Below are 17,221 nucleotides of genomic sequence, written 5' to 3'. Positions count from 1 at the left end.
ATTAGTCGATATTGAAAACAGCATCAATTACAGCGCGTTGTCTTCTTTTATCTCGTGTACTGGATCCTGGTGCTGGCACCGAACTATATGACCTTGAAGCTACTTCTAACTTAACCAAATCCATACGTTGCGCCATAAAACTCCAAGCTCCCATATTTTTAGGCTCTTCTTGTGCCCAAACATATTTTTCTACATTGGGATACTTATTTATAACATCTTGTATACTTTCTAAATGTAATGGGAACAATTGCTCAATTCTCACTAAAGCGACATCTTCTCTTTCTAACAAGTCTCTTTCTGCCAATAAATCGTAATAGAATTTACCCGTGCAAAAAACTAATTTTTTCACATGTTTGGGAGCAATCGTATCATCTATGATTTCTTCAAATTTACCACCTGCCAACTCATTTATTGACGACACTGCTTTTGGATGACGCAATAAACTTTTGGGTGTAAATACGACTAATGGTTTTCTAAAATCGCGTTTCATCTGACGACGCAATAGGTGAAAAAAGTTTGTTGGTGTCGTACAATCTGCAACAATCATATTATCTTCACCACACAATTGTAAATAACGTTCTATTCTAGCTGATGAATGCTCAGACCCCTGTCCTTCGTATCCATGAGGTAATAAAACAACAATACCGTTTTGAGATTTCCATTTATCTTCAGCTGCCGATAGATATTGGTCAAAAATAATCTGTGCACCATTACTAAAATCACCAAACTGTGCTTCCCAAACAGTTAATGTATTTGGATTCGCCATGGCATAACCGTAATCAAAACCAAGGACCCCATATTCAGATAAAAAGGAATTATAAATATCCATTTTACCTTTATTCTCAGAGTTTGTATTTAATAAATTAATACGTTCTTCTGATATTTCATCTCTTAAAATGGCATGACGATGACTAAATGTGCCACGTTCTACATCTTGACCTGAGATGCGTACATTAAAACCTTCTTCCATCAAACTACCATAGGCTAAAGTCTCAGCCATTCCCCAATCAAGCTTATCGGTTTCGAAAACCATTTTTTTACGTCCATCAAGAATTCTTTCCGCTTTACGTAAAAACTTAACACCTTCTGGGACTGTTGAAATTATTCTCGAAATACCTTCCAATTTAGTCTTTGAATAAGTAGTATCTACGGTCTCAAGCATACCATCTATACCTTTACGCTCAAACGCTTTCCATCGCTCTTGCATAAACTCTCTAACTTTTGAAGATTCTGCTGCCTTAGATTTTGCATATTCACTTTCTAAGGTTTCCTTAAAATCTCCAACAATTTTATCTACGTATGCTTTATCTATAGTGCCTTCTGCAATTAACTTGTCTGAATATATTTTAAACGGATTAGATTGTTTGGCTATATTTTTATATAGTTTAGGTTGTGTAAAACGAGGCTCATCACCTTCATTATGTCCATATTTACGATATCCTAGTAAATCTATATATACGTCTTTTTTATAGCGCATTCTATATTCTAAAGCCATTTCAACAGCATGTACCACGGCTTCAGCAGCATCTGCATTAACATGTAAAACTGGTGATAAAGTTACTTTAGCAACATCTGTACAATACGTACTAGATCGTGCATCTAAATAATTAGTCGTAAAACCAATTTGATTATTAACAACTATGTGAATAGTTCCTCCTGTTTTATAGCCATTTAATTGACTCATCTGCCCTACTTCATACGCAACTCCCTGTCCTGCAATAGCAGCATCCCCATGTACTATAATGGGTACTATTTTTGAATTATCGCCATCGTAATCGCTATCAATTTTTGCCCGTGTAATCCCCTCAGCAACTGGAGCAACAGTTTCTAAGTGTGATGGATTTGGAACCAAATTCATCTTTATACTTTTGCCATTTTGATAGGTTTTATCTAACGTTAAACCTAAATGGTATTTTACATCGCCATCAATATTTGCATCTTCAAAATCTTTACCATCAAACTCGCTAAAAAGTTCATTTAGCGGTTTTCTAAAAATATTAACCAACGTACTCAAACGGCCACGATGTGCCATTCCTAAAACACATTCTTTTACGCCATATTTTTTCACCGAATAAAAAAGCACATTACTAATTGCTGGTATTAAAGACTCACCTCCTTCTAAAGAGAAACGCTTTTGTCCCACATATTTGGTTTGCAAAAAGTTTTCAAACGTAACGGCCTGATTTAATTTAGAAAGAATATATTTCTTAGTTTCTGTCGAAAATTCAGGATGATTATCATTTTTATTAAGCTGTTCTTGCCACCATTTAATAATCTCTGGATTCCGCAAATACATATATTCGACACCAATGGAATCACAATAAATTTTTTCTAAATGAGTAATTATTTTACTCAATTTTTGAGCGCCTATACCCAAAATATCGCCAGCATTAAAAACGGTATCTAAATCGTTTTTGGAAAGATCGAAATTCTCTATATCTAAAGTAGGTGTATAGCTTCTACGTTCTCTTACGGGGTTTGTTTTTGTAAACAAATGACCACGCATTCTATAGCCATCAATAAGCCTAACGACATTGAATTCTTTTTGAACTTGCTCTGGAATTTGAGTAGAAACACCTTCTACAAGCTCTCCGCTTAATCCATAGTTCTCACTACCAAAATCGTAACCTTGGAAAAAAGCTCTCCAACTAGGTTCTACCGAATCTGGATTTTGTAAATATTGATCGTATAAATCAGCAAAATATGCTGTATGCGCTGCGTTTAAAAATGAAAATTTATCCATTGTTATTTTTAATCCCGTGTAGGTTAGTCAAAATATTTTTCAAAAATACAACTTTTACTAAAATTAGATGTTTCTTTGACTATATTTATAGGCGTACAATATGCTTTTAATGAATATACTAGTATTACCTGTTAATTTTCTAATGATTTCTAATTTTGATGAAGACATTCCCTATCATTAATAAAAAAATAATTTTAATTATACTTGTTGTTTCGTTTAATCTAAACGATTTAATGGCACAACAGAAAACTAACTATTTTTGGAGTCATGTTCGTTTTGGGGGCGGTATTGGGTTAAATTTTGGTGATCGTTTTTTTAGTGGCACCCTCGCTCCTAGTGCTATTTATGAATTTGATAATACTTTTGCATTGGGTTTAGGAGCCAATGGAACATTTGATAATCAAAAAAATGTTTATAAATCAACCATTTTAGGAGGTAGTTTAATCGGACTATTTAATATTATCAATGAATTACAACTTTCAGCTGAATTTGAACAACTTCACGTGAACCGACGATACAGTGATTTAAATATTCCTGAGGATAATTATTGGTCGCCTGCGTTATTTCTTGGTGCCGGTTATAGAAACGGCAATGTTACTTTTGGGATAAGATATGATGTTTTATATGATAAAAACAAAAGTATTTATATAGACCCTTGGGCGCCTTTTGTAAGGTTTTATTTTTAAACCTAGATTAAAGAGGTAAAAAAGCATCTCCTGATTTAACTTCCACAATCAAATCTTTGATAGTTTTAGATTTTAAACTGTTTAATATATAGCTTCTTGAAGGGCTTAATATGTTATGTAGCGGACAAGGTTTTTCTTCATTACATTTTTTTAAACTCATCAGACATGAATTTAGTCTTTTTTCACCATCAATAACATTAACAATACTTATTACAGGACGATTCAGATTTGTTTCATCTAAGTAAAACCCACCTTTTGGCCCTCTAACAGACGACACTATTTTTTCTTTAACCAATGCTTGCAACAACTTGGCAATATAAGCTTGTGGAACATTTATAGGTTGAGAAATATCCTTAGCCATAACCTTATTTTTTTCGCTAGCATTTAAAGCTAAAAACAACACCGCCTTAATAGCATATTTTGATGAGTTCGATAACATTTTTTAAATATAATAACTCTGATGCAAATATAAAAAGGATGTTTTTATCCTTAATATGATTTTTATCATATTTTATTGAAGTATTGGGCTTTAAATTTGCACCATTAAACCAAAATCAATTATGAAAAAAGCACTAAACATCGCCATGGTATTATTTATCTCACTACTAATGAGTTGTGGTGGTAAAGAAGAAAAAAAGAAAACAGGATTTTCTTATGATAAAAAAGCACCTACAGAACAAAAAGCAAAAAAAGAGGCCACTGTACCTGCTTCAAAAAAAATAGATTTGGCTAACAAAGGGGTTGGTCCTATCTCATCTATGGCCCTTCCTTCAGAAATCGATCAAACTATGGCAACTCATGGTGCAGATGTATTCAAGAAAATGTGTACTGCTTGCCACAGACCAGATAAAAAATTTATTGGACCTGCTCCAAAAAACATTTTAAGCAGACGTTCTCCGGAATGGGTTATGAATATGATATTAAACCCGGATGAAATGGTTCAAAAAGACCCATTAGCAAAAGCATTACTTATTGAATTTAATGGATCTCCTATGGCAAATCAAAACTTGTCTGAAGAAGATGCCAGAGCTGTATTAGAATATTTTAGAACATTAAAATAACAATCCATGAAATGAGCATAATAAAATATTTTGATCCAATCCTAAATATTTGCTATGTGAATGACATTTGACTATTAACTAACTTATAAATATAAACGGATGAAAACATTAAAGCAAACGGTTCTTATGCTGCTGTGTATTATAACATTCACAGCTTGTAAAAACGAAAACAAAGAGACCTCAACAAGTTCAAAATCTGAAGAAGTAACCACTTCAGAAAAAAAATCTGGACAAGCTTTTATTAAAGATGACGAAGGTAAACCAACTGTTTTACACATTGCTATTGGATCTAAAGATCACACGACTTTAGTGGCTGCTGTTCAAGCTGCAGAATTAGAGAATGCTTTAGTAAATGCAGGGCCTTTAATGGTATTTGCTCCCACAAACGAGGCATTTGCAGCTTTACCAGAAGGTACTGTAGAAAATTTATTGAAGCCGGAAAATAAAGACGCTTTAGCTAATATTCTAAAATATCATGTAACCCCTGGAAATTATTCAAAAGATTTTCTCAAAAGGTTTAAAAAACTGGGACAAGCTAATAACGGTTATGTTAAGGTAGAAGTTGTAGATGGTGAACCACTAATTGGTGGTGCAAAAATTATTGCAAGTGTACCAGCAGGTAATGGCATTGTACATGTTATTGACAAAGTATTGTTACCTCCTACGGAATAGTTAAAAACACTAATTAAATTTAAAAGACAATGAAGAATATTTTAAAATCAACTCTTGCATTATTAAGTGTTCTTGTAGCATTTACAAGCTGTGATAATGCATCTAAATCTAATTCTGGAGCACTTTCTAGTAGTGCAGCAGAAAAAGTTTATGTAGCTCCTGGAGAACATGACGAATTTTACGCCTTTATATCTGGTGGGTTTAGTGGACAACTTTCTGTTTACGGATTACCATCTGGACGTTTATTCAAAGTAATTCCTGTATTCTCCCAAGATGCTGAAAAAGCTTATGGGTATAATGAAGAAACAAAACCTATGCTAAACACATCTCATGGTTTTGTGCCTTGGGATGATGCACACCATCCAGATATTTCTCAAACAAAAGGTGTCGTAGATGGGCGTTGGGTATTTATTAATGGTAACAACACACCACGTATTGCAAAAATAGATTTAACGACTTTTGAAACTACGGAAATCATTGAAGTTCCAAATAGTGCCGGTAACCATAGTTCTTCTTTTGTAACTGAAAATTCAGAGTATGTTGTTGCTGGAACGCGTTTTTCTGTACCGATTCCTCAAAAAGATATGCCTATAAAAGATTATAAAGGTAATTTTAAAGGGGCTTTATCTTTTATCTCTATAGATCCGGAACATGGTCATATGGATATTAAATTCCAATTAATAATGCCTGGTTTTGATTATGACCTATCACATCCTGGTCGTGGAAAATCTCATGGTTGGTTCTTCTTTACGACATATAATACTGAAGAAGCAAGCACCCTTATGGAGGTTAATGCATCTCAAAACGATAAAGATTTTATTGCAGCAGTTAATTGGAAGAAAATCGAAGAATATGTAAATAATGGTGGTGGTACTATGATGCCAGCAAAATACGCTCATAACGTTTATGATGAAGCAACGCATTCTGCTACTTCAACTATGAAAAAAGAAGTACGTGTAGTTAATCCACTAGAAGTCCCTGGGGCTGTATATTTCTTACCAACTCCAAAATCTCCACATGGTTGTGATGTGGACCCTTCCGGTGAATATATTGTTGGTAATGGAAAATTATCTGCTAATTTAACGGTGCATTCTTTTACTAAAATGTTAGCTGCTATTGAAAACAATAAAGTGGCTGGTGACGCTTACGGAATCCCTATCTTGAATTTCGAAGATGTATTAGCTGGTGTTGTTGAACAACCTGGTTTAGGGCCTTTGCATACAGAATTTGATGGCAAAGGAAATGCCTATACGACCTTCTTTATTTCTTCTGAAGTTGTAAAATGGAAATTAGGAACTTGGGAAGTTGTAGACAGACAACCTTGTTACTATTCCGTTGGTCACTTAATGATTCCTGGAGGAAACTCACAAAAACCGTTTGGTAAATACGTAGTAGCGATGAATAAGATTACCAAAGACCGCTATTTACCAACAGGTCCAGAAGTAACACAATCGGCTCAGCTTTATGATATTTCCGGAGAGAAAATGGAATTATTATTAGATTTCCCAACAATTGGGGAACCTCACTATGCTGCTGGTTGTCCAGCAGATTTAATAAAACCTCGTTCTAAAAAGCTCTTTAAACTAGAAGATAATAAACATCCATATGCTACTTTAAACGAAGCAGACACTAAAGTTGTTAGAGATGGCAAAACGGTTCATATCTACATGACGACCATACGTAGTCACTTCGCTCCAGATAATATTGAAGGTGTTAAAGTAGGAGACAAAGTTTATTTCCATGTAACAAATTTAGAACAAGATTACGATGTTCCTCACGGTGTCAGTATGATTGGAGCTAATACTTCAGAATTACTAATTATGCCAGGACAAACAGAGACCTTCCTATGGGAACCTAAACAAATAGGTGTATGGCCTTTTTATTGTACAGATTTCTGTTCGGCGTTACACCAGGAAATGCAAGGATATGTTCGTGTATCTCCAGCAAATTCTAACACCCCATTAAAATGGTCGCTTGGTGAAGATATTGAATAATAATTTATACTCTTTTTCATTTCAAATTACTGTGAAGTGAAAAAGAGTATAAGATTAGGGGAATTTTGTTTTAGTGTTTATTTCCCTATTAAGGCGAGAGTCATTCATTTCGCTCTCGCCTTTCTTTTTAAAACACTAAATTCCTGCGAAAGCAGGAATCTTATGAACATTCTACTAATTAGTTAGCACCTGAATGTTTAATGCTCTTGAATAAGGGAAACACCTTAAAGTGTCTATAGTATAACTAAAAAATGAGATTCCCGTTTTCACGGGAACTATAAAGATGAAAAGATCTAATATCATCATGTTTATTGCAGCATTATTACCACTGGGATTATTCTTATTTCCCCTTTGGAAAATAACACTGGAAGCACCGCAATACCCCACCCCGCTAGGTATGTATATTCATATTAATGATTTTTCTGATGTACATCCACATGATATTAAAAACATTAATTTAATGAATCATTATGTAGGAATGAAATACATTCCTGAGGCCATTCCGGAATTCAAAATTTTTCCCATAGGAATTATTATTACAACCGTTATAGGTTTAATTATAGCCTTTAAAGGGAACTACAAATGGTTTTTATTTTGGTTTGTTTTAATGATTGTTTTAAGCAGTGCCGGACTTTATGATTTCTATCTTTGGGAACATGACTATGGCCATGATTTAGATCCTAAGGCTATTATGAAGTTTACAAATCCCGATGGGAGTGTTATGGGTTTTCAACCACCCTTATTTGGAAGTAAAGACATTTTAAACTTTAAAGCTCATTCTTACCCAAGACTAGGGGCCCTTTTCTTAGGAGTTGGAATTGCAGCCTCATTTATAGCTTATTTAATTGGGAAGAAAAACAATAAAAAATCAGTGACCATGTAAGAAATACACAAACACTAAAACACTAAAACACTAAAACACTAAAACATGAAAACACTAAAACACTATTCAACAATAACATTATTGCTGCTATTATGCTTTGGCTGTAATGTTAAACCACAAGCCATTGATTATGGAAATGACGGTTGTCATTTTTGCAAAATGACTATTGTAGACAAAGTTCATGCTGCCGAAATTGTTACAAAAAAAGGTAAGACGTATAAGTTTGATGCTACAGAATGTATGATCAATTTCATAGGAGAATTTGACGCCTCCGAAATTCAACTTTATTTATCGAACAATTATAACGAGCCAGAAGCTTTGATAGACGCTACGCAATCAACGTTCCTAATAAGCAAAAATGTTCCTAGTCCTATGGGGGCATTTCTATCCGCTTTTAAATCTGAAGAAGACGCTAAAAAAGTTCAAAAAGAAAAAGGAGGAACACTTTATACCTGGAAAACGTTATTAGCGCACTTAAAAGGCTAATATGATGAAAAACTTATTGCTTTTTTTCGCAGCCATTTTTATGGCTCACTCTATATATGCTCAAAATATTGAAGTTTGCAGTACATGTACTATTTCGACTTTAAAAAAAGCTATTTCAGTTGCAAAAGATTTTGATACCATCTTAGTTAAAAAAGGCACTTATAAAGAGCATAATATTCTAATTGATAAACCACTAACAATTATTGGTAAAAACTATCCTGTAATTGATGGAGAACTAAAGGGTGAAATCATAACTATTGTTTCTGATCATGTGACTGTTGATGGTCTATTTATTATAAATGTTGGCACTAGTTACACGGAAGATTATGCAGCTATTCGAGTAAGAAAAAGCAAAAACTTCGTCATTCAAAACTTAGTTTTAGAAAAGCTTTTTTTTGGAATTTATTTGGAAAAATCACGAGATGGAAAAGTGTTTCATAATAAGATCATAGGAGAAGCCATTCAAGAATATAATTCCGGAAACGGGATTCAATTATGGTACAGCAAAAATATTGTCATTGAACACAATTTTGTAGAGCATGTACGTGATGGGATTTATTTAGAATTCTCTGATGATTGTTTAATTAAAAATAATGTTAGTGCAGAGAACCTCCGCTACGGTTTACATTTTATGTTTTCCAATAACGATATATATCAGGATAATACTTTTGAAAAAAACGGTGCTGGAGTGGCCGTTATGTTTTCAAAAAAAATAAAGATGTTAAACAATACGTTTAAAGAAAACTGGGGAACGGCATCCTATGGTATGCTTTTAAAAGAAATAAATGATGCTGAAATTATAGGGAACACTTTTGAAGAAAACACTATTGGTATTAACATAGAAGGCTCCAACCGTATTGTTTATAAAAACAACAACTTTATTAATAATGGATGGGCTATTAAAGTTCGTGGTGCTTGTTATACTAATCATTTTTTAGAAAATAACTTTCTATATAATTCTTTCGATATTTCATATAACAGCAAGGTGAATGATAATATTTTTAATAAAAATTACTGGACGAACTATACAGGTTACGATTTAAACAAAGATGGGATTGGTGATGTACCCTATAGGCCCGTAAAACTATTTTCATATATTGTAAACAGAACACCAGAAACGATCATTCTATTACGCAGTTTATTTATCGATATTATTGATTTTTCTGAAAAAGTCTCACCTGTTTTCACACCCGATAATTTATTAGACAACAATCCATTAATAAAGAGAATAACATGGTAAGTATTGAAAATCTACATAAAAAATTCAATAAAAATATTGTATTAAGTGGTGTTGATTTAAGCATTTCTGAAGGTGGTATTTTTGCTATTCTTGGACCAAATGGGTCAGGAAAAACCACACTTATTAAATCTATTTTAGGTATGGTTATTCCAAACAAAGGTACTATTAATGTCCTTGGTGAAAATATTAAAAACAACTCCAGTTATAGACATAAAATTGACTATTTACCGCAGATTGCTAATTTTCCTAGCAACTTAAAAGTTAAAGAGCTTATTAAAATGATCAAAGATTTACGTGGTCATACTAATGAAGATCAGCACTTAATAGAACTCTTTACATTACAACCCTTTTTAGATAAAAAATTAGGCAATCTTTCTGGAGGCACCAAGCAAAAAGTAAATCTGGTTTTAACCTTTATGTTTGATAGTCCTCTCATTATTTTAGATGAACCAACCACAGGCTTAGATCCTATTTCGCTTATCCGATTAAAAAATTTAATTCAGACAGAAAAAGCTAAAGGAAAAACTATCTTAATCACTTCTCATATTATGAGTTTTGTTGAAGAAGTTTCAGATGAAATTGTATTTCTTTTAGAAGGGCAAATTTACTTTAAAGGTTCTATTTCAGAATTAAAAAACAAAACTGGTCAGCCAGATTTTGAACATGCCATTGCATCCATTTTAACTGATAATCATGCTTAAAATATTAAAATATAGTTTTTTCGATTTAATGCGTAGCCGTTGGAGTTATGTATATTTCGCTTTTTACTTATTATTAGGAATTGTTTTACTCTTCCTTAATAATGATTTATCAAAGGCAGTTATTACATTAATGAATGTTATTATCGTGCTAGTCCCTTTAATAGGCACCATTTTTGGTGTCATGTATTATTATAATTCTAAAGAATTTACAGAACTCTTATTAGCCCAACCCTTAAAACGCTCATCGATATTTCTCGGACAATATTTAGGTGTCGCCATCTCATTATCTATGAGTTTAATTTTAGGTTTAGGAATTCCTTTTATTGCTTATGGATTATTCAAATCAAATGCCATTTGGGACTTCTCATTACTGCTTATTACAGGAACATTTCTAACACTAATTTTTACAGCATTAGCTTTTAATATTGCACTAACTAACGAAAATAAGATTAAAGGTTTTGGGTATGCCATATTACTTTGGCTCTTTCTAGCTATTATTTATGATGGTCTATTTTTAATGTCTTTAGTACTTTTTGAAGATTATCCATTAGACAAACTATCGCTAATTGGCACCATGTTAAATCCTATAGATTTATCACGAACACTCATTTTGTTAAAACTAGATATTTCGGCTTTATTAGGATATACAGGCGCCGTCTTTAAAAAATTCTTTGGAACTAATTTTGGGCTCATCATATCTTTTATAATGCTAACTATTTGGGTCATTTTTCCTGTATTACGAATTGTATTTAAATCGAAGAAGAAAGATTTTTAATATTGAACCTATTAAGATATGAGATACTTATCATTTATATTTCTAATCATTTTTGTCTATAGTTGTAAAAATAGTAAGGCCGAAATTGAAACAGATGCTAATCTTGAAACATTAATATTGAATCAAGGGAAAGCATGGCTTGTAAACCATGAGACTCATGTAGGTATTACTAAAATGGACTCTTTAATTACAAACTTCGATACGTTAAAAGACGAAAACTACAAACACTTGGGAGAATCCCTATCAAAACAAACCAGCTTTATAATTAAAAATTGTTCTATGACAGGAACAGCTCACGACCAACTACATGTTGTTTTGGTTCCTATGCTAGAAGAAATTTCTATCCTAAGAGAAATCGATGATATTACTATAAAAAAGGCAGCATTACTAAGGTTACAAATTTATATAGAAAAGTATTTTGAGTATTTTAAAAACGAATGACATGCATCATATTTTTATAACTAATAGTATTCTAAATTTGCCACATGATTAAGGCTTTAGCACATAAAATTATAGCATCGTTTTTGGTAATCATGTTATTTGCGCATAACATTAATACCCTGACGATTATAGGTGATTTTATCATTAATCAAGACTTTATTGCTAAAACATTATGTATTCAAAAAGAGAATCAACAAGGTTGTCATGGTAAATGTCATTTAACAAAACAACTAGCAGAAAGCAACCCTGATTCTGGTAATAAATTTCCTTCTCAAGAAAACAAAAGAGTAGCATTAGACATTTATTGCCTTCTTACTTCAGGTATCTTAGATATTCACTTAAACAAATTTATATTGCCTCGAGTGAACTTATTTCATGACTCACCAAAAAGCTTAAAAATGTCTTTAGAGGTTGAAACACCTCCTCCAATGCTTAGTTAATTTTTTTTGTTATACCGGTTATAGTTTGAATTTAATATAAAAGAAAATAATGATTTTTTTATATGAATTAAAAAACCAGTGCTCAGCTTGACTGGGTATGCAGCATAACCTTTTGTAGTCTGTCCTCGCGAAGGCGGAGAGTTTTATTTTATAATAAAACGCCCGTTCGGCAGGTGGGTAGAAAGGAAAAAAGGGTGTTTTATTGCTGTAAATTCAAATTATAAATGGTATAAAAAACCTGATGGTTTTATCTGTTCTTCTAGCTCATTTTAATGAGCGGGACAGCATTTACTACATATTTTTCGAAAACATTAAAAACATAAAAATGAAACTACAGTATATATTACCCATCTTATTTATAAGCCTATTTACAATAGCGTGCTCTACCGATGATAACGATACCCCGATAATAGATGAAATTGAAGGTCTTGTTAAAATTCAAGAGATTAAAAACAACGATCATACTATTGAATTATATAACAAAACAGGAAAATTCAATACAGGTTATAACCATGTAACTATAAGAGTTAAGGACAACACTAACGATTCTTATTTCGAAAATGCAAACATCTCCTGGATGCCCATGATGCAAATGCCATCCATGCAGCATTCTTGTCCAAAATCTGCAATTGTAAAAGCCTCCAATAAGAAAACACTCTATGAAGGTTTTGTAATATACCAAATGACAAATTCAGATGGTTCTGGATGGTCATTAACATTTGAATACACTATAGATAATACAGAATACACTGCTACAAACACTATTTCGGTTACACAATCTGAAAAGCAAAATGTAGCGGCTTTTATGGGAAGTGATGGTAAAAAATACATCGTAGCACTTATTAAACCAAAAGAACCTATCATTGGAATTAATGATCTTATGGTTGGATTATATAAAATGGAAAGCATGATGTCTTTCCCAATAGTGCAAGATTACAAGATTCTATTAGATCCAAGAATGCCAGGCATGGGAAATCACAGTTCTCCTAATAATACCGATTTAAGTTACAATGCAACAGATAGTATGTATCATGGCGACTTATCTTTAACAATGACCGGTTACTGGGTACTTAACTTAAAATTAAAGAATAGTGAAAATACTGTTTTAAAAGGCGAAGATGTCACGGATCAAAATACACAAAGTTCTCTATACTTAGAATTAGAATTTTAATCGAAAAGAATTCTTCAAGGGTCACCCTTGAGGTTTCTGATGAAATTGTCATTCCCGCACACGTGCTGAACTTGTTTCAGTAAAAGCGGGAATCTAAATAAATGTTTTTGTAAAAAATGAAGAGACTGTCTAAAAAATATCTGTTTTGTCATTTTGAGCGAAGTCGAAAAATCTCAATATTCTGATAAACAAATATTTAATTTTTAAGAGATTCTTCACTACGTTCTGAATGGCACTCTTTATACAGTCTCTTCATTAAAACACCTTCAACTTGATAATACGTCTATCATGAAAAAAATCTTTATAATAGGTATTTGTTTCTTTAGTAGCCATGTTCTTTTTTCTCAGGAAAATCGTTTAGAAATAAAAAAAGACACAACCATACTACAAGAAACATTTGTTATTGCTCAACGTAAATTAAGTAATTACCGTCAAGAAAAAACCTTATCGAGTATCGATGCCTATTTAGAAAAAGCCAATAAAGTGACCATGATAAAGCGAGGTAACTACGCTTGGGAACCCTCTTTAAATAATATGGTAAGCGACCGATTAAATGTCACCATAGATGGGATGCAGGTTTTTGGAGCATGTACCGATAAAATGGATCCTATTACATCGTATGTAGATGTATCTAATCTGGAACAAGTAAGCATCAATTCCGGACAAGAAGGCACTGAAAATGGGCATTGTGTTGGTGGCGGTATTGATTTACAAATTGCACCATCCAAATTCTATAATTCTGGTCTAAAAACCAGTATCGATTTAGGTTACGAAACCAACGGCAATTATAAAACGGCAGGTTTAGATGTAGAATATTCTGGAAATAAATTTTACTTAAATGCAGATGCCATATTTCGTAAATCAGATAATTATGATGCCGGCAATAAAAAAGAAGTCATGTATTCTCAGTTTCAGAAATACAATTTCTCACTTCAAGGTGGCTATAGTCTATCCAACCATAATATATTAGAAGCTAATATTATATACGATAAAGCTACAGATGTTGGCTACCCTGCTTTACCAATGGATGTTTCTTTAGCCGAAGCTTTAATTACATCTGTAACTCACAGGTATAAAAACGATTCTACTCGAATAAAATCATTAGAATCTAAACTATATTTTAACACTATCACCCATATTATGGATGATAGTAATCGTCCCAACGTACCCATTAGAATGGATATGCCCGGATGGAGTGACACCTATGGATTTTATAGTAAAGCGACCTTAAAAGAAAAAAAACATAGCTTACTTATCAACCTCAACGGATTTTACAATAAGTCGTTAGCAGAAATGACCATGTATCCAAACGATCCAAACCAACCAGATATGTTTATGTATACATGGCCAGATATTAGAACGCTTTACACAGGTTTATATATTAATGATCATATCACTTTAAACCCCAGAGAATCTGTTTCTACGACATTAAGGCTTGGTTTCCATCAAAATAAAATAGCAAAAAAAGTAGGTGTCGAAAGTTTGCAAATTTTTCATCCAAATATAAGTGATTCTAAAAACCGTTTTCTTTTAAGCCTTTCCGGAGAATATACCATTAAAAAAAATATGTTTGATGCAGTACTAGGTCTTGGTTACGGAGAAAGAGCACCTTCTGTGAGCGAAGGTTATGGTTTTTTCTTATTTAACAGTTTCGATAATTATGATTATATCGGTAACCCTAATTTAAAAAATGAAAAAGCTTTTGAATTAAATACCAAAGTCAACTTTAAACTCAATGCCTTAAAACTGGGAATCTCATCGTCTTTCTTTCATATATCAAATTATATTATAGGAGACATTGACGAAGCTGCAAATCCCATGACCATTGGCGCCAATGGTGTAAGGTTGTATGATGCTTTAAAGCATGCCTCCATTTTTGATGTTTATCTTAATTCAAGCTATAGTTTCTCAAAGCAAATTTCATTTAATAGCTCTGTTGGATACAATTATGGTGTAGGAAGCAACAAGCAAAACTTACCTTTAATTCGACCTCTTTCATATCTAGCCGAAATAAATTACAATACTCAAAAATTCAATGCCGCATTACAACTAGAAGGCAATGGTAATCAAAGTAAATACAGTAGTTTTTATGGTGAAGACGAAACATCTGCTTATGCCGTTTTAAATCTTAATCTAGGGAACATACTTTATTTGAAAAACAACAAATTAGTTTTTAAATATGGGGTTGAAAATATTTTAGATGCTAATTATTCAACTTATGCAGATTGGAATAACATTCCTAGGCAAGGAAGGAACTTTTATCTAAACGCTTCTTATATCATATTTTAAACATAAATCACTTATACACCATTTTGAAATTCAATCTGCATAACTGACAAATGTCATGTTTTATCAAAAGGTTAAAAAGTATTTTTGATTGAATATAAAAGGACATTTTTGTCTTTTATATGAATAACCAAATAATAATACTAAAACCAATAAGTATGAAACCATCGAATTCCCCATTTATTTTACTGGTAGCCATAGTGTTTCTGGTAACATCATGCATTAACAATCAAAAAAAAGCATATGATAATGCCGCAGACATCCCTGTAAGTAGAGAGATGATTGCAGAATTAACACCACCGCCTAATGTGCCTACACCTGTAGGTGTACGTAAAGCAAAAAAATTAATTGTTAATATGGAGATTCTTGAAAAAGAAGGCACGATGACCGATGGTACTACCTATAATTATTGGACTTTTGGAGGATCTGTACCAGGGAGTTTTATTAGAACCCGAGTTGGTGATGAAGTGGAGTTTACGTTATCTAATCATCCTGATAACAAATTACCGCATAATATCGATTTACATGCCGTTACAGGACCAGGTGGTGGAGCAACATCATCTTTCGTAGCTCCCGGTCATGAGAAAAAATTCAATTTTAAAACCTTAAACCCAGGCTTATATGTATATCACTGTGCAACAGCACCAGTGGGCATGCATATTGCAAATGGAATGTACGGACTCATTTTAGTAGAGCCAGCTGGTGGTTTACCTCCAGTTGATAAAGAATACTACATTATGCAAGGTGATTTTTATACTAAAGGTGAAAACGGTGAACCCGGCTTACAAGCTTTCGATATGCAAAAAGCAGTGGATGAAGATGCCGATTATGTGGTATTTAATGGCAAAGTAGGATCTCTTACAGGAGACAATGCCATCACAGCTAACGTTGGTGAAACAGTTCGTTTATATGTTGGTAATGGTGGTCCAAATTTAGTATCATCATTCCATGTTATTGGTGAAATTTTCGATAAAGTTATGGTTGAAGGCGGGTCTACAATCAACGAGCATGTACAAACAACGTTAGTCCCAGCAGGTGGAGCAGCCATCGTTGAATTTAGAGTTGATGTTCCTGGGACTTTCATTTTAGTTGACCACTCCATTTTTAGAGCCTTTAACAAAGGGGCATTGGGAATGCTAAAAGTTGAGGGAGAAGAAAATAAGAAAATATACTCTGGTGTCATACAAGAAGGTATCTACCATCCAGAAGGTGGGGGAATTCAAGCAATGCCTAATGGAGATGATAAAAAGCCAACACCCGTAGCATCAAAAACATTAGCTGAAAAAATGGAATCAGGAAAACAAATTTACATGAAAACCTGTTTTGCATGTCATCAGGCTGAAGGACAAGGAATTCCAAATGCTTTTCCTCCTTTGGCAAAATCGGATTACTTAAATGCTGATGTAAATCGTGCGATTAGTATTGTTCTTAAAGGAAAAACAGGAGAAATTACTGTAAACGGACAGAAATATAATAGTGTGATGACCAGACAAGCTATAAGCAATGATGAAGTTGCAGATGTTTTAACCTATGTGTATAACTCTTGGGGCAATAACAAGACAAACGTTACAAAATCTCAAGTAGACCAAGTTAAAAGCAGTCACTAATAAATAAAGAAGTCATGTATACCATCTTTAGACTG

General features: G+C 33.1%; 16 protein-coding genes. 14 read left to right on the top strand and 2 right to left on the bottom strand.

All coding sequences use genetic code 11. The features are described 5' to 3' along the window. Position 1: 1 nt before the first annotated feature. On the bottom strand, positions 2–2,743 hold the full coding sequence (locus Q4Q47_RS10450) for a 2-oxoglutarate dehydrogenase E1 component (protein WP_303306602.1): 2,742 nt from the start codon (positions 2,741–2,743) through the stop codon (positions 2–4). A gap of 233 nt (positions 2,744–2,976) precedes the next feature. On the opposite strand from Q4Q47_RS10450, the gene Q4Q47_RS10445 reads away from it, so the two are divergent. Next, positions 2,977–3,429, top strand: a complete 453-nt coding sequence (locus Q4Q47_RS10445; RefSeq protein WP_303306601.1) for an alpha-ketoglutarate decarboxylase — start codon at positions 2,977–2,979, stop codon at positions 3,427–3,429. Positions 3,430–3,436: 7 nt separating this feature from the next. Here the strand turns inward: Q4Q47_RS10445 and Q4Q47_RS10440 are convergent, their stop codons facing one another. Beyond that, positions 3,437–3,868 (bottom strand): RrF2 family transcriptional regulator, encoded by a 432-nt coding sequence (locus Q4Q47_RS10440; RefSeq protein ID WP_303306600.1) that lies wholly within the window; start codon positions 3,866–3,868, stop codon positions 3,437–3,439. A 121-nt stretch (positions 3,869–3,989) separates the two neighbouring features. On the opposite strand from Q4Q47_RS10440, the gene Q4Q47_RS10435 reads away from it, so the two are divergent. The 13 genes from Q4Q47_RS10435 (at position 3,990) to nirK (ending at position 17,186) form a co-directional block, all read left to right on the top strand. After that, entirely contained in the window at positions 3,990–4,490 is a 501-nt protein-coding gene (locus Q4Q47_RS10435; RefSeq protein WP_303306599.1) for a c-type cytochrome, read from the top strand. Positions 4,491–4,589: 99 nt separating this feature from the next. After that, positions 4,590–5,162, top strand: coding sequence for a fasciclin domain-containing protein (locus Q4Q47_RS10430; RefSeq protein WP_303306598.1), 573 nt, complete (start codon positions 4,590–4,592; stop codon positions 5,160–5,162). 29 nt (positions 5,163–5,191) lie between these two features. Then, positions 5,192–7,156 (top strand): Sec-dependent nitrous-oxide reductase, encoded by a 1,965-nt coding sequence (gene nosZ, locus Q4Q47_RS10425; protein WP_303306597.1) that lies wholly within the window; start codon positions 5,192–5,194, stop codon positions 7,154–7,156. 283 nt (positions 7,157–7,439) lie between these two features. After that, entirely contained in the window at positions 7,440–8,039 is a 600-nt protein-coding gene (locus Q4Q47_RS10420) for a hypothetical protein (protein WP_303306596.1), read from the top strand. Positions 8,040–8,084: 45 nt separating this feature from the next. Next, positions 8,085–8,525, top strand: a complete 441-nt coding sequence (locus Q4Q47_RS10415; protein ID WP_303306595.1) for a nitrous oxide reductase accessory protein NosL — start codon at positions 8,085–8,087, stop codon at positions 8,523–8,525. A gap of 4 nt (positions 8,526–8,529) precedes the next feature. Beyond that, entirely contained in the window at positions 8,530–9,765 is a 1,236-nt protein-coding gene (locus tag Q4Q47_RS10410; protein ID WP_303308458.1) for a nitrous oxide reductase family maturation protein NosD, read from the top strand. Next, a complete protein-coding gene (locus Q4Q47_RS10405) occupies positions 9,759–10,466 on the top strand; it encodes an ABC transporter ATP-binding protein (RefSeq protein ID WP_303306594.1) in 708 nt (235 codons plus the stop codon). The genes Q4Q47_RS10410 and Q4Q47_RS10405 overlap by 7 nt, the downstream gene beginning before the upstream one ends. Continuing rightward, complete coding sequence (locus Q4Q47_RS10400) at positions 10,459–11,241, top strand: ABC transporter permease (protein ID WP_303306593.1); 783 nt, start codon at positions 10,459–10,461, stop codon at positions 11,239–11,241. The genes Q4Q47_RS10405 and Q4Q47_RS10400 overlap by 8 nt, the downstream gene beginning before the upstream one ends. 18 nt (positions 11,242–11,259) lie before the next feature. Next, positions 11,260–11,682: a hypothetical protein gene (locus Q4Q47_RS10395; RefSeq protein WP_303306592.1), complete on the top strand. Its 423-nt coding sequence runs from the start codon at positions 11,260–11,262 to the stop codon at positions 11,680–11,682. 44 nt (positions 11,683–11,726) lie between these two features. Beyond that, positions 11,727–12,122 (top strand): hypothetical protein, encoded by a 396-nt coding sequence (locus Q4Q47_RS10390; RefSeq protein ID WP_303306591.1) that lies wholly within the window; start codon positions 11,727–11,729, stop codon positions 12,120–12,122. Positions 12,123–12,447: 325 nt separating this feature from the next. Further along, positions 12,448–13,293 carry a hypothetical protein gene (locus Q4Q47_RS10385; protein ID WP_303306590.1) on the top strand — a complete coding sequence of 282 codons (846 nt, stop codon included), beginning with the start codon at positions 12,448–12,450 and terminating at the stop codon, positions 13,291–13,293. Between the two features lie 288 nt (positions 13,294–13,581). Beyond that, complete coding sequence (locus tag Q4Q47_RS10380; protein WP_303306589.1) at positions 13,582–15,582, top strand: TonB-copper family protein; 2,001 nt, start codon at positions 13,582–13,584, stop codon at positions 15,580–15,582. Between the two features lie 155 nt (positions 15,583–15,737). Next, complete coding sequence (gene nirK, locus Q4Q47_RS10375; protein ID WP_303306588.1) at positions 15,738–17,186, top strand: copper-containing nitrite reductase; 1,449 nt, start codon at positions 15,738–15,740, stop codon at positions 17,184–17,186. The last annotated feature ends 35 nt before the right edge of the window (positions 17,187–17,221 follow it).

Origin of the sequence: Flavivirga spongiicola (assembly GCF_030540825.1) — a bacterium.
Taxonomy (GTDB): Bacteria; Bacteroidota; Bacteroidia; order Flavobacteriales; family Flavobacteriaceae; genus Flavivirga; species Flavivirga spongiicola.
Note: the sequence above shows the minus strand (reverse complement) of the source record. Positions and strands in the feature narration are given on the sequence as shown.